The organism is Celeribacter sp. ULVN23_4 (assembly GCF_054788345.1).
The window spans coordinates 961,218-984,094 of the sequence record NZ_JBTVYO010000001.1 but is presented as its reverse complement, the minus strand read 5'-3'; the positions used below and the strand labels follow the sequence as shown (position 1 = coordinate 984,094).

23 protein-coding genes and 1 riboswitch are annotated in these 22,877 nt (G+C 60.3%); of the genes, 10 read left to right on the top strand and 13 right to left on the bottom strand.

The window, feature by feature from the left end; translation table 11 throughout:
* The first annotated feature begins 20 nt into the window (after window positions 1–20).
* The 6 genes from dapF to ACYBHZ_RS04815 all read left to right on the top strand — a co-directional run bounded on the left by dapF (window position 21) and on the right by ACYBHZ_RS04815 (window position 5,780).
* Entirely contained in the window at window positions 21–857 is an 837-nt protein-coding gene (gene dapF, locus ACYBHZ_RS04840) for a diaminopimelate epimerase (RefSeq protein ID WP_460273069.1), read from the top strand.
* Entirely contained in the window at window positions 857–2,116 is a 1,260-nt protein-coding gene (gene mtaB, locus ACYBHZ_RS04835; protein ID WP_460273068.1) for a tRNA (N(6)-L-threonylcarbamoyladenosine(37)-C(2))-methylthiotransferase MtaB, read from the top strand. The genes dapF and mtaB overlap by 1 nt, the downstream gene beginning before the upstream one ends.
* Window positions 2,113–2,745, top strand: coding sequence for a glutathione S-transferase (locus ACYBHZ_RS04830; protein WP_460273066.1), 633 nt, complete (start codon window positions 2,113–2,115; stop codon window positions 2,743–2,745). Before mtaB ends, ACYBHZ_RS04830 begins: the two co-directional genes overlap by 4 nt.
* A gap of 217 nt (window positions 2,746–2,962) precedes the next feature.
* Window positions 2,963–3,526, top strand: coding sequence for a ubiquinol-cytochrome c reductase iron-sulfur subunit (gene petA, locus ACYBHZ_RS04825; protein WP_460273065.1), 564 nt, complete (start codon window positions 2,963–2,965; stop codon window positions 3,524–3,526).
* A gap of 11 nt (window positions 3,527–3,537) precedes the next feature.
* Window positions 3,538–4,944: a cytochrome b gene (locus ACYBHZ_RS04820; RefSeq protein ID WP_460273064.1), complete on the top strand. Its 1,407-nt coding sequence runs from the start codon at window positions 3,538–3,540 to the stop codon at window positions 4,942–4,944.
* A gap of 17 nt (window positions 4,945–4,961) precedes the next feature.
* Window positions 4,962–5,780: a cytochrome c1 gene (locus ACYBHZ_RS04815; RefSeq protein ID WP_460273062.1), complete on the top strand. Its 819-nt coding sequence runs from the start codon at window positions 4,962–4,964 to the stop codon at window positions 5,778–5,780.
* 47 nt (window positions 5,781–5,827) lie between these two features.
* On the opposite strand, the gene ACYBHZ_RS04810 is transcribed toward ACYBHZ_RS04815, so the two are convergent.
* Genes ACYBHZ_RS04810 through thiB form a run of 3 tightly spaced genes read right to left on the bottom strand, consistent with a single transcriptional unit; the run spans window position 5,828 to window position 9,010 of the window.
* Window positions 5,828–6,523, bottom strand: coding sequence for a thiamine ABC transporter ATP-binding protein (locus tag ACYBHZ_RS04810; protein WP_460273061.1), 696 nt, complete (start codon window positions 6,521–6,523; stop codon window positions 5,828–5,830).
* Window positions 6,516–8,060, bottom strand: a complete 1,545-nt coding sequence (locus ACYBHZ_RS04805; RefSeq protein WP_460273060.1) for an ABC transporter permease family protein — start codon at window positions 8,058–8,060, stop codon at window positions 6,516–6,518. Before ACYBHZ_RS04805 ends, ACYBHZ_RS04810 begins: the two co-directional genes overlap by 8 nt.
* Window positions 8,036–9,010 (bottom strand): thiamine ABC transporter substrate binding subunit, encoded by a 975-nt coding sequence (gene thiB, locus ACYBHZ_RS04800; RefSeq protein WP_460273059.1) that lies wholly within the window; start codon window positions 9,008–9,010, stop codon window positions 8,036–8,038. Before thiB ends, ACYBHZ_RS04805 begins: the two co-directional genes overlap by 25 nt.
* A 39-nt stretch (window positions 9,011–9,049) precedes the next feature.
* A riboswitch (TPP riboswitch) is annotated at window positions 9,050–9,154 on the bottom strand.
* Between the two features lie 94 nt (window positions 9,155–9,248).
* Here thiB and aroC point away from each other — a divergent pair.
* Entirely contained in the window at window positions 9,249–10,349 is a 1,101-nt protein-coding gene (aroC, locus tag ACYBHZ_RS04795) for a chorismate synthase (RefSeq protein WP_460273058.1), read from the top strand.
* 390 nt (window positions 10,350–10,739) lie between these two features.
* Here the strand turns inward: aroC and ACYBHZ_RS04790 are convergent, their stop codons facing one another.
* Both ACYBHZ_RS04790 and ACYBHZ_RS04785 read right to left on the bottom strand, forming a co-directional pair.
* Complete coding sequence (locus tag ACYBHZ_RS04790) at window positions 10,740–11,027, bottom strand: HU family DNA-binding protein (RefSeq protein ID WP_460273057.1); 288 nt, start codon at window positions 11,025–11,027, stop codon at window positions 10,740–10,742.
* A 135-nt stretch (window positions 11,028–11,162) separates the two neighbouring features.
* Window positions 11,163–12,647: an AMP nucleosidase gene (locus ACYBHZ_RS04785; protein WP_460273056.1), complete on the bottom strand. Its 1,485-nt coding sequence runs from the start codon at window positions 12,645–12,647 to the stop codon at window positions 11,163–11,165.
* Window positions 12,648–12,760: 113 nt separating this feature from the next.
* Between ACYBHZ_RS04785 and ACYBHZ_RS04780 the strand changes: the two genes are divergently transcribed.
* A complete protein-coding gene (locus ACYBHZ_RS04780; protein WP_460273055.1) occupies window positions 12,761–13,627 on the top strand; it encodes an SDR family oxidoreductase in 867 nt (288 codons plus the stop codon).
* Here the strand turns inward: ACYBHZ_RS04780 and ACYBHZ_RS04775 are convergent.
* The 6 genes from ACYBHZ_RS04775 to ACYBHZ_RS04750 all read right to left on the bottom strand — a co-directional run bounded on the left by ACYBHZ_RS04775 (window position 13,621) and on the right by ACYBHZ_RS04750 (window position 19,258).
* Window positions 13,621–14,808: an MFS transporter gene (locus ACYBHZ_RS04775; protein ID WP_460273054.1), complete on the bottom strand. Its 1,188-nt coding sequence runs from the start codon at window positions 14,806–14,808 to the stop codon at window positions 13,621–13,623. The genes ACYBHZ_RS04780 and ACYBHZ_RS04775 overlap by 7 nt on opposite strands.
* A gap of 113 nt (window positions 14,809–14,921) precedes the next feature.
* Entirely contained in the window at window positions 14,922–16,850 is a 1,929-nt protein-coding gene (dxs, locus tag ACYBHZ_RS04770; protein ID WP_460273053.1) for a 1-deoxy-D-xylulose-5-phosphate synthase, read from the bottom strand.
* A gap of 14 nt (window positions 16,851–16,864) precedes the next feature.
* Window positions 16,865–17,731, bottom strand: a complete 867-nt coding sequence (locus tag ACYBHZ_RS04765) for a polyprenyl synthetase family protein (RefSeq protein WP_460273052.1) — start codon at window positions 17,729–17,731, stop codon at window positions 16,865–16,867.
* Window positions 17,731–17,973 (bottom strand): exodeoxyribonuclease VII small subunit, encoded by a 243-nt coding sequence (locus ACYBHZ_RS04760; RefSeq protein ID WP_460273051.1) that lies wholly within the window; start codon window positions 17,971–17,973, stop codon window positions 17,731–17,733. The genes ACYBHZ_RS04765 and ACYBHZ_RS04760 overlap by 1 nt, the downstream gene beginning before the upstream one ends.
* A gap of 72 nt (window positions 17,974–18,045) precedes the next feature.
* Complete coding sequence (locus ACYBHZ_RS04755) at window positions 18,046–18,744, bottom strand: response regulator (protein WP_460273050.1); 699 nt, start codon at window positions 18,742–18,744, stop codon at window positions 18,046–18,048.
* Window position 18,745: 1 nt separating this feature from the next.
* Window positions 18,746–19,258 carry a MarR family winged helix-turn-helix transcriptional regulator gene (locus ACYBHZ_RS04750; protein ID WP_460273049.1) on the bottom strand — a complete coding sequence of 171 codons (513 nt, stop codon included), beginning with the start codon at window positions 19,256–19,258 and terminating at the stop codon, window positions 18,746–18,748.
* A gap of 164 nt (window positions 19,259–19,422) precedes the next feature.
* Here ACYBHZ_RS04750 and ACYBHZ_RS04745 point away from each other — a divergent pair, with 164 nt between their 5' ends.
* Window positions 19,423–20,292: a branched-chain amino acid aminotransferase gene (locus ACYBHZ_RS04745; protein ID WP_460273048.1), complete on the top strand. Its 870-nt coding sequence runs from the start codon at window positions 19,423–19,425 to the stop codon at window positions 20,290–20,292.
* Between the two features lie 71 nt (window positions 20,293–20,363).
* Window positions 20,364–20,864: a hypothetical protein gene (locus ACYBHZ_RS04740; protein WP_460273047.1), complete on the top strand. Its 501-nt coding sequence runs from the start codon at window positions 20,364–20,366 to the stop codon at window positions 20,862–20,864.
* Between the two features lie 11 nt (window positions 20,865–20,875).
* Here ACYBHZ_RS04740 and ACYBHZ_RS04735 read toward each other — a convergent pair whose 3' ends face one another.
* Both ACYBHZ_RS04735 and queG read right to left on the bottom strand, forming a co-directional pair.
* Window positions 20,876–21,793 carry a DMT family transporter gene (locus ACYBHZ_RS04735; protein ID WP_460273046.1) on the bottom strand — a complete coding sequence of 306 codons (918 nt, stop codon included), beginning with the start codon at window positions 21,791–21,793 and terminating at the stop codon, window positions 20,876–20,878.
* A 36-nt stretch (window positions 21,794–21,829) separates the two neighbouring features.
* Window positions 21,830–22,870 carry a tRNA epoxyqueuosine(34) reductase QueG gene (gene queG, locus ACYBHZ_RS04730; RefSeq protein ID WP_460273045.1) on the bottom strand — a complete coding sequence of 347 codons (1,041 nt, stop codon included), beginning with the start codon at window positions 22,868–22,870 and terminating at the stop codon, window positions 21,830–21,832.
* Between the last annotated feature and the right edge of the window lie 7 nt (window positions 22,871–22,877).

The following is a 22,877-nucleotide window of genomic DNA, read 5'->3' as shown; positions in this document are numbered from 1 at the left end:
ACAAGGTTTATATGCCCGCCATGCGACAGGATTCAGACACTTCTTCCCGCCTGCCCTTTCTGAAAATGCATGGGCTGGGCAATGACTTCGTGATCATCGATTCACGGGGGCGCGACGCAATCGTCACGCCGGAACTTGCACGCGCGGTCGGGGACCGTCATCGCGGCGTAGGGTTCGATCAGCTCGCGGAGATCCGCAGTTCGGACGCGGCCGATATTGATCTGGACTTCTGGAACTCGGACGGCTCGCGCGCGGGCGCTTGCGGCAATGCCACACGCTGTGTCGGGCGGTTGATGCTGGACGAGACCGGCAAAGACGAAGTGACCATTCGCACCGAACGCGGGGTTCTGATCGCGCGGCGCGCGGGCGAAGAGGTCTCCGTCAATATGGGCCACCCGCAGCGCATGTGGGACGAGGTGCCATTGTCGCATCCGGTCGATACAGATTTCCTGCCGCTCGACGGCACGCCCGTCGCGGTGGGCATGGGTAATCCTCATGCGGTGTTTTTTGTCGATGACATCAAGGGGGTAGACGTCGCGGGCTGGGGCAAACAGGTGGAGTATGACCCGCTTTTCCCGAAACGCACCAATGTCGAATTCGCTGAAGTGCGGTCACGCGACGAGATCCGCATGCGGGTCTGGGAACGCGGCACGGGAATCACTCTGGCTTGCGGCTCCGGCGCTTGTGCAACGGCAGTGGCGGCCTCTGTGCGCGGCCTGACGGACAAAAAAGTCAGGATGGAAGTCGATGGCGGCTGGCTCACGCTGGATTGGCGTGACGACGGCGTCTGGATGACCGGGCCGACGCAACTCGTATTTCAGGCGGATTTCGACACGTCTTTTCTGGAGCGCGTCTGATGTCCGCCAATCCACCGATTTTTGCGACGCTCGGCTGTCGCCTCAACGCCTATGAAACAGAGGCGATGAAGGAACTGGCCGAAGCCAACGGGGTCGAGAACGCTGTGGTCGTGAACACCTGTGCGGTGACGGCGGAGGCTGTGCGCAAGGCTCGGCAAGAGATTCGCAAACTGCGCCGCGAGAACCCGGAAGCAAAGATTATCGTCACCGGATGTGCGGCCCAGACCGAGCCGGAAACCTTCGCCACGATGAGCGAAGTCGATCTTGTGATCGGCAACACGGAAAAGATGCAGCCCGAAACTTGGCAAAGCATGGGGCCGAATTTCATCGGCGACACGGAGCGCGTGCAGGTCAACGACATCATGTCCGTGACGGAAACCGCCGGGCATCTCATTGATGGCTTCGGACGGCACCGCGCCTATGTGCAGGTCCAGAACGGCTGTGATCACCGCTGCACCTTCTGCATTATTCCTTATGGCCGGGGCAATTCGCGCTCCGTGCCCGCCGGTGTCGTGGTCGATCAGATCAAGCGGCTTGTGGACAAGGGCTTCAACGAGGTCGTGCTCACCGGGGTGGACCTGACGAGCTGGGGGGCCGACCTTCCGGCCACGCCGCGTCTTGGTGATCTGGTGATGCGCATCCTGAAACTTGTGCCGGACCTGCCCCGCCTGCGAATCTCCTCGATTGATTCCATCGAAGCCGACGAGATGCTGATGCAGGCGATCGCGACGGAGCCGCGTCTCATGCCGCATCTGCACCTGTCCTTGCAGCATGGCGATGACCTGATCCTGAAGCGCATGGCACGGCGGCACCTGCGCGACGATGCGATCCGGTTCTGTGAAGAGGCGCGCAAGCTGCGGCCAGAGATGACCTTTGGCGCTGACATTATTGCGGGCTTCCCGACGGAGACCGAGGCGCAGTTCGAGAATTCTCTGAAACTTGTGACGGATTGCAACCTGACATGGCTGCATGTCTTCCCCTATTCGAAACGCGAAGGCACCCCCGCCGCGAAAATCCCGCGTCAGGTCAATGGCAAGGTGATCCGCGAGCGCGCCGCACGGCTGCGCGCGATTGGCGACCTGCAGGTGCAAAAGCATCTGCAAGCGCAGGTCGGGCGGGAGCACATGATTCTGATGGAAAACCCGCATATGGGCCGGACAGAGCAATTCACCGAGGTGAGTTTTGAGACCGCGCAAGACGAAGGTGCGATTCTGAAAGCTGTGATCACCGGCATGAAGGGCACGCAGCTTACAGCATGAGGCCTATTCTCTATTCTTTCCGCCGCTGCCCCTATGCAATGCGGGCGCGGCTGGCGATTGCCTCGGCGGGTCTGACCGTTGAGTTGCGCGAAGTGGTGCTGCGGGACAAACCGCAAGAGATGCTGACCGCCTCGCCGAAAGGCACGGTACCGGTGTTGATCACAGAGACCGACGTGATCGAGGAAAGCCGGGAGATCATGGACTGGGCCTTGGCGCAAAATGACCCCGAAGGCTTGCTTGATATGCCGCCTGAGGGGGAGGACTGGATCGCCCAGATCGAAGGGCCGTTCAAAACCGCGCTGGACCGCTACAAATACGACACCCGCTTCCCGGAGGCCGATCCGAGCCACGAGCGCGAAAAAGCCGCCGCAATCCTGCGACCCGTTGATGCGACATTGCAGCGCAGCGCGTGGCTCTATGGGGAGCGCCCGAGTTTGGCCGATCTCGCGACCCTGACCTTCGTGCGGCAGTTCGCGATGGTGGACAAAGACTGGTTCGATGCCGAAGACTGGCCCGGCGTGCAACGCTGGCTCGAAGCCTTCCTGGCCTCAGTGCGCTTCACCTCGATCATGGAAAAACACCCGAAATGGCAAGCCACGGAGGCGCCTGTCATTTTTCCCGCTGAGTGACATTATCCACATCGCGAGCGGATATAGGTGATTCAGAGATATATCTTAGACACCTCAGAATGACCATAGCCGCGACAGATCGCCCGCGTTCACAATTCATTGAATGCTAGACGCATGCATCTCCGCTCGTTAAAAACGAGCCTGCAGAGGGCGGCAGGAAACTGCCGCCTCTCAAGCATAGGCCGGGAGGACCGGCTTGAGAAATTGGAGAATTGCAGTGTCCCACGTAGAAGAACACGAAGGCACCCGTCGCGATTTCCTGTACTACGCCACGGGTGGCGCAGGTGCAGTTGCCGCAGGTGCAGCAGTCTGGCCTCTGGTCAACCAGATGAATCCGTCCGCCGACGTTAAAGCTCTTTCCTCGATCCGCGTTGACATCAGCGGCGTCGAAGTCGGGACCCAGCTCACCGTGAAATGGCGCGGCAAGCCGGTATTTATCCGTCGCCGTACGCAGGAAGAGATCGACGCAGGCCGAGCGGTGACCATGGATGAACTCGTGGATCCGAACGCGGAAAACGAAAACATCGCTCCGGACGCCGACGCGTCCGACGAGAACCGCACGCTGGACGAAGCGGGCGAATGGCTCGTCATGATGGGCGTTTGTACCCACCTCGGCTGTGTGCCGCTGGGCGATGGCGCCGGGGACTTCGGCGGCTGGTTCTGCCCGTGCCACGGCTCGCACTACGACACTGCCGGACGCATCCGCAAAGGACCGGCTCCCAGAAACCTTCCGGTTCCGATCGCCGCGTTTGACGGCGAAACCGAGATCATTCTGGGCTAAGGGAGGAACTTATGTCTGGTATTCCGCACGACCACTATGAGCCGAAAACCGGGATTGAAAAGGCGATCAACAACCGCCTTCCGATCATCGGCCTCATCTACGACACACTGATGATTCCCACCCCAAAGAACCTGAACTGGATGTGGATTTGGGGCATCGTCCTCGCCTTCTGCCTCGGGCTTCAAATCGTCACCGGCATCGTTTTGGTGATGCATTACACGCCGCATGTCGATCTGGCCTTCGCCTCCGTCGAACATATCATGCGTGACGTGAACGGCGGGCATATGCTCCGCTACCTGCACGCCAACGGCGCATCGCTGTTCTTCTTTGCTGTGTATCTGCACATCTTCCGCGGCCTCTACTATGGCTCCTATAAAGCCCCGCGCGAGATCACATGGATCATCGGCATGATCATCTACCTCCTGATGATGGCCACAGGCTTCATGGGCTATGTTCTGCCTTGGGGTCAGATGTCCTTCTGGGGCGCGACCGTGATCACCGGCCTGTTCGGTGCGATCCCGTGGATCGGCGAACCGATCCAGACCTGGCTTCTGGGCGGACCGGCCGTGGACAACGCCACGCTGAACCGCTTCTTCTCGCTGCACTATCTCCTGCCCTTCGTGATCGCAGGTCTGGTGATCGTCCACATCTGGGCCTTCCACCACACCGGCAACAACAACCCGGCGGGTATCGATGTGCGCAAAGGCTCGAAAGCCGAAGCCGAGAAAGACACGCTGCCGTTCTGGCCGTATTTCGTGATCAAGGATCTCTTCGCCCTCGGCGTCGTCCTGATCGCCTTCTTCGCCATCGTCGGCTTTATGCCGAACTACCTTGGCCACCCGGACAACTACATCGAAGCAAACCCGCTCTCGACCCCGGCGCACATCGTGCCTGAATGGTACTTCCTGCCGTTCTACGCAATCCTGCGGGCCTTCACCGCAGATGTCTGGCTCGTTCAGGTCGTCAGCTTCATCACCGGCGGCATCGTCGATGCGAAGTTCTTCGGCGTGCTCGCCATGTTCGGCGCGATCATCGCCATGGCTCTGGTGCCTTGGACCGACACCTCCTCGGTGCGCTCCGGCAAGTACCGCCCGATGTTCAAGGTCGCCTATTGGCTTCTGGTGTTTTTCTTCTTCGGCCTGACTTGGGCCGGGGCGCAAGGCACTGACCTGATCATGATCGGCGTGCTCGATGGCCATCCGGTCTTCATGCACGCGCTCTCCGGCGCCGATTTCGACAACACCATCGGCATGTCCGCTCCGGGCTTCGCTCTGATCGGCTCCGCCTACTGGTTCGGCTATTTCTTCGTGATCTTGCCGCTGCTCGGTGTGATCGAGAAACCGCTGCCGATGCCGGCGACGATTGAAGACGACTTCATCGCTCACTACCCGTCCGCCGCCAAAGAGCCGGCCGAGTGAGAAAGGAAACAGGGACAATGATCAAGAACCTCACCCTCTCCGCCCTCACCGCTCTGGGTCTCTCCGCCTCGGCCGCCATGGCCGCAGGTGGCGGTGGGCACATCCACGATGTGGACTTCTCGTTTGAAGGCCCCTTCGGCAAATACGACCAGATGCAGCTTCAGCGCGGTCTGCAGGTTTTCACCGAAGTCTGCACCGCGTGCCACGGCATGAAATTCGTGCCGATCCGCACCCTCGCGGATGAAGGCGGCCCGCAGCTCCCCGAGGATCAGGTCCGCGCCTATGCGGCCGAGTACCCGGTGAATGACGAAGCCGCGAACATGCATCTCTTCGACTATGACGAAGGCGCTGCGCGTCCGCTGACCGAGAACGACCACTTCCCGGCCAACGAATCTCAAAACGCACCGGACCTCTCGCTCATGGCGAAGGCCCGTGCGGGCTTCCACGGTCCGGCAGGCACCGGGATCAACCAATTCCTCAAAGGGATCGGTGGCCCGGAATACATCGTCGCCATTCTCACCGGCTACACCGGCGAGGAGAAAGTCGAAGCGGGCACCACCTATTACGAGAACACCGCCTTCTCGACCGGTTGGATCGCCATGGCCCCGCCGCTCTACGGTGAGGACGTCGAATTTGCCGACGGTCACTCCAACGAGCTGCACCATGAGGCCGAAGACGTCGCCGCCTTCCTGATGTGGGCAGCGGAACCGAAGATGATGGCCCGCAAGAAAGCCGGCTTCCTTGCCGTTGGCTTCCTCGTGGTCCTGACCTCGCTTCTGTTCCTGTCGAACAAAAAGCTCTGGGCGCCGCATAAAGGCAAAAAGGTCAATCTCTGACCTTCGCCCCGCTCCAAAAAGAAAGCGCCCCATTTCGGGGCGCTTTTTCATGTGCCGATGTAATCTTTGAGACCTTGCGGCGGGTCCGCCTTCATCTCCGCCCAACTCTGCGGCGGCTGACAGGCCCCCTCCTCTACCCAGATCACCAGATCGGCGAAGCGGTCCACATCGGCGATGTCATGGGTGACCATCAACATGGTTGCACCGAGCCTGTCGCTCACATCCTTCGCCAAACCGATCATCTCGCCCCGCATCGCCGGTCCAAGCGCCGAAAACGGCTCGTCCAGCAGGATCAGAGGCTTTTCCTGCACCAGCACCCGCGCCAGCGCCACCCGGCTCTGCTGGCCCCCTGACAGCTCCGCAGGACGCCGCGCGTCCATCCCGGACAGGCCCACGGCCTTCAGCGCTTCAGTGACACGAGACCGCTCCGCTTTGCTCAGGCGCAGGTTGGTCCGTATTCCCAGCCCGACATTCTCCGCCGCCGTCATATGGGCAAACAGATTGTTGTCCTGAAACAAATGCGAGATCGGACGGGCATGCGGCAAGGCCTTGGTCAGGTCTTTGCCCGCCCAAAGCAGCCGCCCTTCATCCGGGACCTCGAAGCCGCCAATCAACGACAAAAGCGTCGACTTGCCAGCCCCCGACGGTCCGATCACCGCAACGCGCGCCCCTTTCGGGATCACGAAGTCGGCGGACAGGGTGAAATCCCCCTGTGTGAGACGAATGGATTGAAGCTCAAGCACGGCGCTTCCCCCAGAGATCAAAGATATAAAACAGAGCCAAGCTCAGCCCCAAAAGCAGCAAAGCCGCCCCCATAGCCTGATCCATACGGTATGACCCCATGAGGCGATAAATCTGCAACGGCAATGTGGCGGCATCCGGACGCGCGAACAAGGTGATCACCCCCAGATCGCCCATCGAGAGAGCCGCGGCGAGACCGGCAGAAAACCCCATTGCCACGCGCAAACGCGGGAGGAATACGAGCCTAATCCGGCTCAATCCGGTCATTCCAAGACTATTGGACAATCGCCCATAGTCTCGCTCGGCCCCCGCCAGCGCGGGCCCCAAGGCGCGCAAGATGAAGGGCATCGACATCACCGCATTGACCAAAGCTGTGATCGGCAAAGCCCAGTCGGCGGGATCGGTCAAGGCAAAAAGCACGATATAAAGCCCCGTCCCCATCACCAGCGGAGAGGCGGCGATGGAGGACATGCCGATGATCTCCAGCCCCCGCCAGCGCAGCGCGGAGAGTGCCAGCGCGAGCGACATGAGGATCGCCAGAGCGGCAGAGCCAAGCGCAGTGATCAGCGACCGCAGCGCTGCTTGCCAGACCGAGGCAGGCAGATCAGTAATCCCCGCCGCCCCGCGCAGAGCGATGGCCAGAAGCGGGGCCAAGAGGAACAGACTGACGACAAGGATCCAAAAGAGATCGAGGGTACGGGCCGGCAGAGTTCGCGCATCAAAGCGCTGAACGACACGATTCAGCCCCCCCGAGCCCATTTGCGGCACGCGAAACTTGAGCGAGGCGGCGACGGCCAGCGCGCAGATCAGCACTTGGATAAGCGCAAGAAGCGAGGCTTTGCCAAGGTTGAAATCGTAGCGAAACGCCTCGTATATCGCGAGCTCCACCGTGGTCGCTTTCGGTCCGCCGCCAAATGTCAGGGCCACCGCGAAGGAGGTGGTGCAGATCAGAAAGATCACCGTGAAAGCACCGGGGATAATCTCGCGCAGCATCGGTGCTTCGATATGGCGAAACACATCCTTGGGGGCGAAGTGCAAAGAGCTCGCCAAGCGAAACCGCTCCGCCGGAATCGCGCCCCAACCTTGCAACAAAAGTCGGGTCGCCAAAGGCAGGTTGAAGAACACATGGGCCAGCACGACACCGTGAAAGCCGTAGATCGAAATAGGCTCTAATCCAGCCCAAATCAGCATAATAGAGACGAAACCCGACTTGCCGAACACAGCCGTGAGGCCAAGGATCGCCACAATGGTCGGGAGGATAAAAGGCGCACCCAGAAGCGTGATCAAAAGCCCCCGCCCCGGAAAGCTGCGGCGCGCAAGGGCGCGGGCGGCGGGAATGGCGAAGAGCACGGAGAGCAGCGCGGACAGGAGCGCCTGCACGACGGTGAACCGCACCGCGAGCCAGTCGAAATGGGACAGGGCGGAGAAACTCTCCGCCCGGACCGCGACGGCCCCCAATGTGCCAAAGCTCAACGCTGCGACCAAAGCCGCCGCAATGAGCCCCGGCCAGAGCGTTATTGAGAAAACGCGGTGCGCCATTCGGCGATGGCCTCATCACGAAGCGCGTCGGCCTCGTCCTCGTTCAGGAAAATCGCCTTTTCCGGATAGTTCAGATCGGCCATGACCTCCGGCCACTGATCTTTCGGCAGGGCCGCCGGATAGGACCAGTTTGCGGTCGGAATGATATTTTGGAAGGTCGGCGACAGGATGAAGGCCATGAATTCGTCTGCGAGCTCCGGCTGATCCGTGGTTTTCAGTTTTGCGGCGGATTCGACCATGAAATAGTGGCCCTCATCGAACAGCGCCGCCGATTTCGTGTCATCGTCTTCAGCGATGATGTGATAGGCGGGCGAGGTCGTGTAGGACAGAACCATGTCCACTTCGCCATCGGTGAAGAGACCATACGCCTCCGACCAACCCTTGGTCACGGTGGTGACTTTCGGCGCGAGCTTGGCCCATGCTTCTGGCGCGTCATCCCCAAAGACTTCCTTGCCCCAAAGCACCAGCGCGAGACCCGAGATCGAGGTGCGCGGGTCTTGAATGGCGATGCTCCAATCCTCGTCGGAGTTCACCAGCTCATGAAAGGACTGCGGCGGGTTCTCGATCTTCGTGTTGTCATAGATGAAGGCCGTGTAGGACCAGTTGAACGGCAGGAACGTGTCATCCGTCCAGTCGATCGGCAGGGTCAAAGGAGACAAATCCAGCCCATGAGGCGCAAAAAGCCCGGTTTCGCGTGCCTTCTTGGTCACGTCGGAATTGAAACCGATGGCGACATCCGCCTTGGTCCGCTCCCCCTCAAGCATCAGCCGGGGCAGCAGATCGCCGGTGACATATTCAATCTCGCACTCACATTCCGCCTCGAAAGCCTCTTTGATCGCAGGGCCCGGCCCCCATTCAGAAGCGAAATAATCGGGGGCATAGATGGTGAATGGCTCTGCCGAAGCAGCGGATGCGGCAAGGATTGCCGCAAGGGTCAGACCATGTTTCATGGTTCGCTCCATACAATATGGGCGAAGAAAAAGGGCAGCTCTGAGCGCTGATACCTTCCCTCCGCCGGTGTTAGCCGGTTCAGGTTCAACGGGTTCGCTGTCGCATCTCAGCCGTGACAAGCACGGGCACCCCGAGGTGGCGCCCAACTTAGCGTGAATTCAGAAAGACACAAGACCCGCTCTTTTCGAACCTCTCCGAAGGCGTTAAACCTCAATGCGATCTAAGGAGACGCCGCACATGAGCATGAACACCTTTGGACATCTGTTCCGTTTCACGACCTGGGGCGAAAGCCACGGGCCCGCTCTTGGCGCGACCGTGGACGGCTGTCCGCCGGGCATCGAAATCAATGAAGACATGCTTCAGGTCTGGCTCGACAAGCGCAAGCCGGGCACATCGAAATTCACCACCCAGCGGCGCGAGCCGGATCAGGTGGAAATTCTGTCTGGCGTGTTCGAGGGCAAGACCACCGGCACACCGATCCAGCTGATGATCCGCAACACGGATCAACGCTCGAAAGATTACGGCGAGATCGCGCAGGCGTTCCGCCCCGGACACGCCGATATCACCTATTACCAGAAATACGGCATCCGTGATTATCGTGGTGGCGGACGTTCTTCTGCGCGGGAAACAGCGGCACGGGTCGCGGCGGGCGGCATTGCCCGCGCGGTTCTGGCCGATTTGGTGCCGGGTCTGGAGATCAAAGGTTACATGACCCAGATCGGCCCGCACGGCATCGAAGGTCCGCGCGATATGGCGGAGATCGACAACAACCCGTTCTGGGTGCCCTCGGCAGAGACCGCTGACAAATGGGCCGACTATCTCGGAGACATTCGCAAGAATGGCTCTTCGGTCGGCGCCGTGGTGGAAGTGGTCGCCAAAGGCCTGCCCGCCGGGCTTGGTGCACCGATTTACGCCAAGTTAGACACTGATTTGGCCGCTGCGATGATGTCGATCAACGCCGTGAAAGGCGTTGAGATCGGCGAGGGCATGAACGCGGCCTGCCTCACCGGCGAAGAGAATGCCGACGAGATGCGGATGGGGCCAAATGGACCCGAATACGGCTCGAACCATGCCGGTGGCATCCTTGGCGGGATTTCCACCGGGCAGGATGTGGTCGTGCGTTTCGCCGTGAAACCGACCTCTTCGATCCTCACCCCGCGCAAAACCGTCACGAAAGCCGGTGAAGATACCGACCTGATCACCAAAGGCCGCCATGATCCCTGTGTCGGCATCCGCGCCGTTCCCGTGGGCGAGGCCATGATGGCCTGTGTCCTGCTCGATCACCTGCTGCTGCATCGTGGGCAAATCGGCGACGGGCTTCGCGGTAAAATTGGCTGACGTCCTCACCATTTTCGGAATCATCTTTCCGATCTTAGCCATGGTCGCCATCGGATACGTGACAGTGACCAAAGGCGTGCTTCCGACCATGGCCATCGCCGCCCTAAAGCGTTTCGACTTTAACTTGATCTATCACATAAAGTCGAAACGCCCGCTCCGCTTGGACGTTGCTCCGCGTTTCTGCTCAAACCCTGATTCAGGTTTAAGTAGAAACGCTTTAGGCCCGCAAGAAGTCGGGCGCGGCGCGCTGACGTCTCTCTCCTCCTGATCAACACGCTGGGGGCGTTCAGCACACTCAACATCGTGCTGTTTCTCGTGGTCTGAAACCATTCTTCAAACATGAAAAAAGGGCCGCAAAAGCGACCCTTTTTCCGAAACCTGAAAGCCGGTTCAGCCGTTCACGCTGTCTTTCAGCGCTTTGGCGATGGTCATTTTCACGACCTTGTCGGCTTCTTTCTTCATCTGGTCGCCGGTCTGCGGGTTGCGGACCATACGCTCCGGACGTTCACGGCAGTAGATTTTGCCAACGCCCGGCAGGGTCACGGCACCACCAGCGGAAACTTCCTTGGTGATGATCCCGGTGATCGCTTCCAGAGCGGTCGCCGCGGATTTCTTGTCGGTGCCCATTTCTTCGGCCAGAGCAGCCACCAGCTGGGTCTTGGTCATCGGCTTCGTCATTGTCTGTATACTCCTCGTACGCCCCCCTTGGATTAGGGGGTTATTGCGCATTTCTAAGCGAATATTGCGGGGGCGTACAACGGCTAGTGTAACTATACTGGGGTTTTTCGCGCATTTTGGTCGAAAAAGACTGAATCAGAGGAAGGCTGTCTCCTCAAAGGAGCGCAATTTCCGGCTATGGATGCGTTCAATCGGCATTTCGCGCAGCAGTTCCATCGCCCGGATCCCGATCAGCAAATGCCGCGACACCTGCGATTTATAGAACTCCGAGGCCATCCCCGGCAATTTCAACTCCCCATGAAGCGGCTTGTCGGACACGCACAAAAGCGTCCCATAAGGCACTCGGAACCGGAAGCCGTTCGCCGCGATGGTGGCGCTTTCCATGTCGAGGCCGATGGCCCGCGATTGGCTGAGCCGCTGCACCGGGCCGGATTGGTCCCGAAGCTCCCAGTTGCGGTTGTCGATGGTCGCCACCGTCCCCGTCCGCATGATCCGTTTAAGCTCATAGCCTTCAAGTTCGGTGACCTGCTCCACCGCATCTTCGAGCGAGGTTTGAATCTCCGCCAGTGCCGGGATCGGCACCCAGACCGGCAGATCGTCATCCAGCACGTGATCTTCGCGCAGGTAAGCATGCGCCAGAACGAAATCGCCGAGCCGCTGGGAATTGCGCAGGCCAGCGCAATGCCCGACCATGATCCAGGCATGCGGGCGCAGCACCGCGATGTGATCCGTCGCGGTTTTCGCGTTCGACGGCCCCACCCCGATATTGACCAAAGTGATCCCCGCCCCATCGGCGCGTTTGAGGTGATAGGTCGGCATCTGCGGTGTCTTCGCGGTGGGCGGGATGACCGTATCTACGTCGGTGATCTCGACATTCCCGGTGGACACGAAGCTCGTATACCCGCTGTCTGGGTCGGCCAGCATCTTGCGGGCATAGGCCTCGAACTCAGAGACATAGAACTGGTAGTTGGTGAACAACACATGGTTCTGGAAATGACAGGCGTCTGTCGCGGTGTAATGCGACAGGCGGGCCAGCGAATAATCGATCCGCTGCGCCGTGAACGGGGCCAGGGCCGAGGAGCCGTCCCCATGCAGATAGCCAAAGCCATTCACGATATCATCATGGGTCGTGCTCAGATCGGGCACGTCGAACACGTCGCGCAGCGGAAAGGCCATCGCGCCCTCCTGTGGCACCGTGATGTTTTCGTCATTGGCCACCGCGAAATGCACCGGCATCGGGGTTTCCGAAATCCCGATCTGCACCTGCACCCCGTGGTTGCGCACGATCTGGGTGATCTGTTGCTTGAGGTAATTGCGAAACAGGTCCGGCCGCGTGATCGTCGTCGAATACTCCCCCGGCCCGGCCACATGGCCAAAGGACAAGCGACTGTCCATCGTGGCGTGCGACGTCGTGACCACGCGAATCTCCGGGTAATAGGCCCGATAGCGCGCCGTGGGTTTGCCCCCTTGTGCAATCATGGAGAATTTCTCGGCGAGGAAGGTGCAGGCTTCCGTATAGAGCTCTTCAAGATAGCTGACCGCAGCCGCCGGGTCGGAAAAACTCCGAGCGTCCTGTTCCGGCGGGGTTTCAAGCATCAGGCTCGTCAAACGGCTGTCCATTCTTATATTCCTTTTATCAGCACTCGGCGCACGGCCTTTCGGACGCGAGCCGTTTGTGTCAGTTGAGACCATGTCCGGCACGGACGCAAGAGCCCGGCGGGCAGGAGTAAGACATGACAGGATACAGGCTGTTTTCCTTTGGCCATGGCTATAGCGCTCAAGCGCTGGCCCGCCGCCTCCTACCGAAAGGCTGGGAGGTCGTTGGCACCACCCGTAACGCCGAAAAGGCACGGGAATTTGACAAAACCGGCGTGACGCCCGTTCTGCTTGGAAAAGATGACCTGCCCCCCGCCCTTGGCGGCGCAACCCATCTCCTGATCTCAGCGGGTCCGGATGCGGAGGGCGATCCTTTCCTGCGCAGTTTTCGCGACGAGCTGATCCAAGCGGCGCCGAACCTGAAATGGGTCGGCTATCTCTCCACCACAGGCGTCTATGGCGATCATGTCGGCGGCTGGGTCGATGAGGACACGCCGCTCACCCCCGCCACCAAACGCGGCATCGCGCGGATGAAGGCCGAAGCCGCATGGCAGGAGATTGCGCAGGACTTGGGTCTCAACCTGTCGATCTTTCGCCTCGCGGGCATCTACGGGCCGGGGCGTGGCCCCTTTGCCAAGGTGCGGTCAGGCACCGCGCGGAGGATCGTCAAACCGGGACAGGTCTTCTCCCGCATCCATGTCGAAGACATCGCACAGGTGGTTGAAGCCTCGATAAATAGACCCGAATCCAGCGGAATTTATAATGTTTGCGACGATCTCGCTGTCCCACCGCAAGAGGTGATCGGCTATGCCGCCGATCTTCTCGGACTGCCCTTGCCGCCCGAAGAAGACTTCGAGACGGCAGAAATGACGCCCATGGCGCGCAGCTTTTATGCCGAAAGCAAAAAGGTGCGGAACGACCGGATGAAACAGGAACTTGGCGTGAAGCTGATCTATCCTGACTACAAATCCGGCCTCAAAGCGCTGCTGGCCGAAGGTCAGTAACGCCAGTTCCGCCGATAGTCCCAAAGCGTGATCGCATAGAGGATCACCCCGCCAAGGGTGAGCGCCGCCCCGACGTAGCCGGAGGAGGTAAACCCGTAGCCCTTTGCGATGAAGATCGACGCAATGAACGGCCCGAGCGCATTGGCGACGTTGAACGCCGCATGGTGGAGCGCAGCGGCCAGCGCCTGCGCATCACGCGCCACATCCATCAGACGGGTCTGCAACATGATCGGCAAGCCATTTGCGAGGCCAATGGACAGCACGATTGCGATCATCGGGGCCTGCTGTCCTGCGACAAGCGGGTAGATCATGAACAGTGCGATATTGACGAAAAGCGTCACGAACACAGCCAAATTCAGCGCTTTGTCCGCAGCCCAACCGGCGATCAGCGTGCCGAGCGTCATGCCAACCCCGATCAACATCAAGAAATAGGGCACGGTGCTTTCGCGCACCTGCGTCACCTCCAACAGGCTGGAGGTCATATAGGTATAGAAGGCAAAGAAGCCCCCAAAGCCAATGGACCCGCTCAGCAAGGTCAAAAGCACCTGACGATTGCGCAGCGCGCCAAGTTCACGCAGCGCATGCGAGCCAGAGCCACTTTCCGACTTCGGCGCGAAGATCGTAATCAAAATCGCTGTCAGCGCCGCCAGAGCTCCGACCAGCGCAAAAGCCCAACGCCAGCCCACGGTCTGGCCGAGGACGTTCGCCATCGGCACACCGATCACGGTCGCAATGGTCAGCCCAAGCATCAGCTTCGCCACCGCCTTACCGCGTTGGCCCGGTCCGGCGAGTGAGGCCGCGAGCAGAGCTGCAACTCCGAAATAAGCGCCATGCGGCATCCCGCTCAGAAAGCGCGCCACCCACATCAGCGCATAGGTCGGCGCAACAGCAGAAATGATATGGGTGACACAGAACATCATCATAAGACCGATCAACAACCGCCGCCGCTCGATCCGCGCCGCGGCAATGGCGATCAACGGCGCCCCTGCCACAACGCCAAGCGCGTAGGCGGACACGAGATGGCTGGCCTTGGCCTCGCCGATCTCCAACCCGTTTGCAATGTAAGGCAAAAGCGACATGGTCGCGAATTCTGCCGTCCCGATCGCAAAGCCCCCCATGGCAAGCGCGAAAAGAACAATGCCCGGACGGGTGCCGGGGGAGGCAGTGGAAACAACGGCCATTTTGGATCCTAAATTGGAAGTCTGTGCGAAACTCAATCCTTGGACTATTCATCCAATAGGATCAACACAGGGGCTACAGCGCTAACAGCAAACCCGTCATGCGAAAACCGCAATCAGGCGCGTTTGCTCGCAATGTCTGTCACGCCCAGAACGGACAGCACCTTGGCTTCGATATCCGGCGTATTCAGCCCGGCGGTCGCATACATGGACGCGGGGCTCGCGTGATCGATGAACGTATCCGGCAGGGTCATGGAGCGGAATTTCAGGCCTTGGTCAAAAACGCCCTCATTGGCGAGGAAATCCGCCACATGCGAGCCGAATCCACCGACAGAGCCCTCTTCGAGCGTGATCAGCGCTTCGTGGTTCGCGGCTAGATCGCGGATCAAATCGTGATCCAGAGGCTTGGCGAAACGCGCATCCGCCACGGTGCAGGAAATGCCCTTCGCCGCGAGGTTCTCGGCGGCTTTCAAGGCCGGTTCGAGACGCGTGCCAAAAGACAAAAGCGCCACCCGCGTGCCTTCGCGCATGATCCGGCCCTTGCCGATCTCCAGCACTTCGCCGCGTTCGGGCATCTGCACGCCAACGCCCTCTCCGCGCGGATAACGGAAGGCAATCGGCCCCTCGTTATGAGCGGCAGCGGTCGCGACCATGTGTTTAAGCTCGGCTTCATCGGCGGCGGCCATCACAACCATGCCCGGCAGGTTCGCCATAAACGAGATATCGAACGCGCCCGCGTGAGTCGCCCCATCAGCGCCGACAAGCCCGGCGCGGTCGATGGCAAAGCGCACGGGAAGGCGTTGGATCGCCACGTCATGCACAACCTGATCATACCCGCGCTGAAGGAAGGTCGAATACATCGCACAGAACGGCTTCATCCCGCCCGCGGCGAGACCGGCGGAGAAGGTCACGCCATGTTGCTCCGCAATCCCCACGTCGAAACAGCGGGTCGGGAAGCGTTCGGCGAACAGGTCCAGCCCCGTGCCATCCGGCATGGCGGCGGTCACAGCGACGATCTTGTCGTCCTGCTCACCCTCTTGAATGAGCGCTTCGGCGAACACCTTGGTATAGGACGGCGCGTTGGATTTCGCCTTTGTCTGCTCACCGGTCTGCACATTGAATTTCGCCGTCGCGTGGCCCTTGTCGGCCCGGCTCTCAGCGGGGGCATAGCCTTTGCCCTTCTGCGTGATCGCATGGATCAGGATCGGCCCGGTGGCGCGCGTTTTGACAGTCCGCAGCACGCTCAAAAGCTGGTCCATATCATGCCCGTCAACAGGACCAACATAGGAGAAACCAAGCTCTTCAAACAGCGTGCCCCCCACGGTCATGCCCTTGAGCATTTCCTTGGCGCGCTTCGCCCCTTCCTGGAACGGATGCGGCAAAAGCGACACCGCGCCCTTTGCGGCCGCTTTCAGCTCTTGGAACGGCGCTCCGGCATAAAGACGCGTGAGATAAGAAGACAGCGCACCGGTCGGCGGCGCGATGGACATTTCATTGTCGTTCAAGATGACGATCAGACGCTTGCCCAAATGGCCCGCGTTGTTCATCGCCTCGAAGGCCATACCGGCGGACATCGACCCGTCCCCGATCACCGCAATCGCATCGCCCAGACCGTAATCCGGAGCGCCGCCAAGATCGCGCGCCACAGCAAAGCCCAGCGCGGCGGAGATCGAGGTGGAGCTGTGGCCCGCCCCAAAGGGGTCATAAGGGCTTTCCGAGCGTTTGGTGAAACCGGAAAGGCCCTTTTCCTGACGCAAAGTGCGCATCCGGTCCCGGCGACCGGTCAGGATTTTATGCGGATAGCTTTGGTGCGACACATCCCAGATCAAACGATCTTTCGGTGTGTCAAACACGGCGTGGAGAGCGACCGTCAGTTCCACCACACCAAGCCCGGCCCCAAGGTGCCCACCCGTCTCGGAAACGGCGGAAATCACCTCTTGGCGCAATTCCGTGGCAAGACGCTTGAGCTCAACATCCGACAGCGCCTTCATATCGGCGGGGACATTGACGCGATCAAGGGTCGGGGTGGCTGGACGGTCGGACATGGCGTCTCGCTTTCTCAGGTTTCCCGCGAAATAACGAAACGGGCCACGTCTCGCAAGGGTTCGGCCCGTGTTCCATAGGGGCTCAATGCCGCACAGGCCTCATCGACCAGCGCCTCGGCCCGCGCCTTCGCAGCGTCAAGGCCGAGCAGCGACACGAACGTGGCTTTGCCCGCATCCGCATCCTTGCCCACGGCCTTGCCGGTCTTCTCTACATCGCCTTCGACATCGAGGATGTCATCTTGGATTTGGAAGGCGAGCCCCAGAGCCTTGGCATAATCCCCAAGCGGCACCGGATCGGCCCCCGCAAGGATCGCGCCCGCACGTGCGGACCATTCGATCAGCGCACCGGTCTTGTTGCCCTGCAGCTCGGTGATTTCCTCAAGCGTCAGCGGCGTCTCGGAGGTCTCGGCGGCGATGTCCTGCGCCTGCCCCAAAACCATGCCGCGCACCCCGGAGGATTTGGCAAGAGAGGCGATCAATTCGACCCTAATCTGGCCGGAAACGCCCAATTCGGGACGTGTCAGAAGTTCGAAAGCAAGGGTCTGAAGCGCATCGCCCACGAGCACGGCCGTCGCCTCATCCCAACGCTTGTGCACGGTCGGCTGGCCCCGGCGCAGGTCGTCGTCATCCATGCAGGGCAGATCGTCATGCACAAGGCTATAAGCATGCAGCGCCTCGATCGCAGCAGCGGCCCAGACAGATTGCGCTTCGGGAATGCCGTGAAGGGCCGCGCCCTCCATCACCAGAAAGGCGCGCAGATGCTTGCCGCCGCCCAGCGCATAACGCATGCCCTCTTCCACCGGCATGGTGCCGAGCGGGGCCAGAACAGTGTCAAAACAGGCGCAAACCGCCGCTTTGCAACGAGCCAATCCGTCTTGCATCAGACACCTTCGGCCTTGCTCACGCCCTTGGCCTGACCATCGGGGCCGACAGTGATCTTTTCGACCTTCTCTTCAGCGTCCTTGAGCTTGGCCTCGCAATGCGCCTTGAGCAATGCGCCGCGTTCATAAAGCGCGATGCTGTCCTCAAGCGCCACATCGCCGCGTTCGAGCTTGCTGACAACCTCGTTGAGTTCCGCCATGGCGGTTTCAAAGGACATTTCGCTGACCGGCGTATCGCTCATCTGACTCTCCAAAATGCTTTGTTCTCTGCATATAGGAAAACCTGCGGGAAAGGCCAGTTTGACTTTGCCGGATTACTCCGGTGTCAGCATATAACCCGCGCCCCGCACGGTTTGCAGGTAACGCGGCTGGCGCGGGTCGTCTTCGAGCTTGCGGCGCAGGCGGGTGATCTGGACATCCACAGCACGTTCCTGTGCCTGATCGCCATCCCGGCCCAGACGCTCGACCAACTCACTGCGTGTCACCGGCTCCCCGGCGGAGGACACGAAGATCTTCATGAGCTGCGCTTCGGTGCCGGTCAGGCGCACGATCTGATCGCCTTCCCAAAGCTCGCCGCGCTCGACATCGTAACGGAACCGTCCGAGATGCAGATATTTCGGCCCGGATTCCGTCTCCTCAATCTGCGGCATCCGGCGCAGCACCGCGTTGATCCGCAGCAAAAACTCCTTCGGCTCGAAAGGTTTCGGCAGGTAATCATCCGCCCCGGCCTCAAGCCCGGCGATCCGATCCTCCGTCTCGCCCTTCGCGGTCAAAAGCATGATCGGCGTGGACATGGTCTTGCGCAGATCGCGGGTCAGGGTGATCCCATCTTCGCCCGGCATCATCACATCCAGCACGATGAGATCGAATTCCAACCCCGCCAGAAGCCGGCGCGCATGAGCTGCATCGCGGGCTGCGGTCACACAAAACCCGTGCCGGATCAGAAATTTCTGCAACAGCCCCCTGATCCGCTCATCGTCATCAACGATCAGAAGGTGAATTTCCCCGCCCAACTCAGTCCTCCTTCCCGGACAACGCGTTAAAGAACGCCGTCTGATCCGGGTCCATCATCGCCTCAAGCACCTGCCGGAAGCCCGACACGGCCTCGTGCCCCGCTTCCCGATACGCCGCCCGCATCCGGGCGCGCTGCACCTCGGCGATCTCACCTTCAAGCACTTTACCCGTCTCCGTCAAATAGAGATGACGCTCGCGCTTGTCCTTCACCCCAACCCGGCTCTCCACCAGACCATCTTCGATCAGCGACCGCAGCACGCGGTTGAGCGATTGTTTGGTCACGCCGAGAATGCCCAGAAGATTGTTCACATTGGTGCCCGGCGCGCGCGCGATGAAATGCAGCGCCCGGTGGTGCGCCCGGCCGTAGCCGTGTTTTTCGAGAATGCGGTCCGGATCAGCGGTAAACCCACGATAGGCAAAAAACATCGCCTCGATGCCTTTGCGCAGTTGCTCGTCCGTCAGAAAAAGCAGCGCTTCCCCACTCTTGGTTCCGCCAGCCTTGCCGTCTGCCATATCCTGCCTCATTCCACTTCTGCGTAAATTGCACTCACTTTAAGTCAGTGTTGTTGACATTCCAAGATTGAATTGATAGCGAAACCGGGATTTCACGCAACAATCGTCCCATTTGTCGCGCAAAAGCGCAACTTCATGAAAGATGGGAGAAGAAGGAGAGCCCCATGGCTGGCAGCTACGAAGACCGCGACGGCTATATCTGGATGGACGGCAAGCTCGTCGACTGGCGCGACGCGAAGGTCCATATTCTCACCCACGCCATGCACTACGCCTCCTCCGTTTTCGAGGGCGAACGTTGCTACAACGGTAAAATCTTCAAATCCGTCGAACATTCCGAACGTCTTCTGGCATCCGGCAAAGCGCTCGACATGCCGATCCCCTATACGGTCGAAGAGATCGAAAAGGCGAAATACGATGTGCTCAAAGCCAATGGCTGGGACAACGCCTATGTGCGTGTGCTCGCGTGGCGTGGGGCTGGCGAAGACATGGGTGTCGCCGCCAACAAGAACCCCGTGCGCATGGCCGTCGCCGCTTGGGAATGGGGTGCCTATTACGGTGACGCGAAAATGAAGGGCGCCAAGCTCGACATCGCGAAATGGAAACGCCCCTCCCCGGAAACCATCCCGACCGCCGCGAAAGCCGCTGGCCTCTACATGATCTGCACCATGTCGAAACATGCTGCCGAGGCAAAGGGCTGTTCCGATGCTCTGTTCATGGATTATCGCGGTTATGTGGCCGAGGCGACCGGCGCGAACATCTTCTTCGTGAAAGACGGTGAAGTGCACACCCCGATCCCCGATGCGATCCTCAACGGCATCACCCGCCAGACGGTGATCGCCATGCTCAAAGACAAGGGCGTCACGGTGCATGAGCGCCGCATCCAGCCCGAAGAGCTTGCCGATTTCGAGCAATGCTTCCTCACCGGCACCGCCGCCGAAGTGACCCCCGTGGGCCAGATCGGTGACTATACGTTTGAAGTCGGTGCCCTCACCCGCGAGACCGCCGAAGCCTATGAGAAACTGGTCCGCAGCTGATCGCGCATCTCTTAACCTTGAACTAAGAGCTTTCTGCCAGACTGACCCCGTCAGTTTGGCAGGAGGCTTTCGTGGTTTCGAAAAAAGACACTATTGTCATCACTCTCATTACGATGTTCACGGTCACGCCCGCCGTTCTGGCCCTGAGCGCCTATTTCATCACGAAAAACCCGTCCCTGCGCCCGCTTGGCATCACCGTCAAACGGCTGACCGCGGCCGGTCAGATCGACAACAAAAGTCTGATCATCGCCGTCGTCGACATCGGCGCTGAGGCGCGGGCAACTTCGACCCGAGAGCAATACAAAACCGCGCTGGAAACCGCCTTCGCCCGCATGGAGACCGAGGTTCAGGTCAAATTCCGGACCATCCCCGGCAGCGACAAGGTCAACGTGACCTATCTCGTCGGAGAGAGCCAGATCGGCCCCTTCCCCATCACCCGCGCCGCCGACGGCGTTCTGGCCGCCACGGAAGCGGAACGCATGGTGGTGACCCAACGCAAAGCCGCCGCCAAGGAACAGGAACGCCGCGCCCAAAACGAGCGCAGCGGCTTTTGGCGTCATGTCATGGAGTGAAGCTTGGAGGTTTAAAGCGCGTCCGCTTTCTTCCGCTTCGCGGCACTAACCCCAAGCGCGCGTTCCCGCAGGATGATCACAATACCTGCCGCAATCACGATGAACGCGCCAAGCAGCATCGCCCCCGTCGGCACCTCGTCGAAGAACACATAGCCGATCATCAGCGCCACAAGCATCGACGCATATTCGAAAGGCGCCAAAAGCGAGGCATCGGCATAGCGGTAGCAAGAGGTCAGGAAAACCTGCGCCACACCACCGATCAGCCCGCCGAGAATCAGATAGACCAAGACCATGCCGCTTGGCATGACCCATGGCGTGAAAAAGATCGTACCGAGGCCCGCAACAGTACAGGACATGGAGAACCAGAAAACAATCGAGGTCGTGCTTTCCGTGCGCACCATGTTCCTCACATGGAGCTGCACAATCGCCGCCAAACACGCCCCGCCGAGCGCCATGGTCGCCCCAAGCTGCTCTTTCGGGTCGGGGATGCCGTTGAGCACCGTCATGCGCGGCGCAAGCACAATCGTCACCCCCAAGAGCCCGGCGAGGACAGCCGAAAACCGGAAAAGCCTCACGTCCTCACCCGCAAACATGGCCGCAAAGATCACCAGCAGAAGCGGAGAGGCATAGCCGATCACCGTTGCCTCCGGCAGCGGCAAGAGCGCCAGCGCCGAAAAGTTCAGGATCATCGCGCTCGCCCCAATCAGACCTCGCCACATATGGCCCATCGGCGATTTAACCCGAAGCCCCCCCCGGAATTCCCCGCGCTTTGCCAGCCAGATGAAGATGATCGGCAACGCAAAGAAGGAACGGAAGAACACCGCTTCACCCGCCGGAACCTCTGCACTCGCGGCTTTGACAAAAGACGCCATAATGACGAAACAGATCACAGATGCGACCTTGAGACCGATGCCGCGAAACGGCTGCATGGCTTCTCTCCTGACTGGTGGGCTTTCCCCTGTGTCTCATTCCGATCGGAGTCGCGCAACTGCCCATCGGGCCGCGTCTCGCACGGTGGGGTCGGCATCCTCGCACAGCCCGGCCGCCACGTCCCGAAGTTCAGCAGAGCCGGAATTGCCAATCGCATAGAGCACATTGCGCACGAACCGGTCCCGCCCGATCCGCTTGATCGGGGAACCGGAAAACTTTTCCCGGAAGCCCGCATCGTCCAACCGCGCCAGCTCGGCCAATGGCGGCGAAATCAGATCCTCCCGCGCCGCAAAGCGCAGCTCTGTCGCTTCCACCGCGAATTTGTTCCAAGGACAGGCCGCCAGACAATCGTCGCACCCGTAAATGCGGTTCCCCATCCGGGCGCGCAGCTCTTCCTCCACCGGGCCGTGGTGTTCGATCGTCAGATAGGAAATGCAGCGCCGCGCATCGATCTGGAACGGTGCCGGAAACGCCCCCGTCGGACAGGCATCAAGACAAGACCGACACGAGCCGCAATGCTCATTTTCCGCTGGATCAGGGTCGAAATCATGGGTCGTAAAGATCGCCCCGAGAAAGAACCAATTGCCCAGATCGCGCGACAGAAGGTTGGTGTGTTTGCCCTGCCAGCCAAGCCCGGCTTTCGCCGCCAAAGGCTTTTCCATCACAGGCGCGGTATCGACGAAGACCTTGATCTCCGTCCCCTCACCCGCCTGTTCGATCAGCCAGCGCCCAAACCGTTTGAGCCGCTTTTTGACGATGTCATGGTAGTCCCGATTGCGAGCATAGACAGAAATCGCGCCGGATTCGGGTCTGTTTATGGCCTCCATCGGATCATCGTCCGGCGTATAGGCCTCCGCCAACATGATCACCGATTTCGCCTCGGGCCAGAGCGCACCGGGATCGCCCCGCCAATGCATGCGCTCTTCCATCCAACCCATCTGCCCATGCCGCCCTTCGGCCACGAAAGCCTTTAGACGCGCCATCGCTTCAGGGATGTCCGGACGGCCGAACCCGGCCTTGGAGAAGCCTTCCTCCAAAGCCCGCGCGCGCACGGTTTCCTTATCCAACCCGGCCAAACGAAGC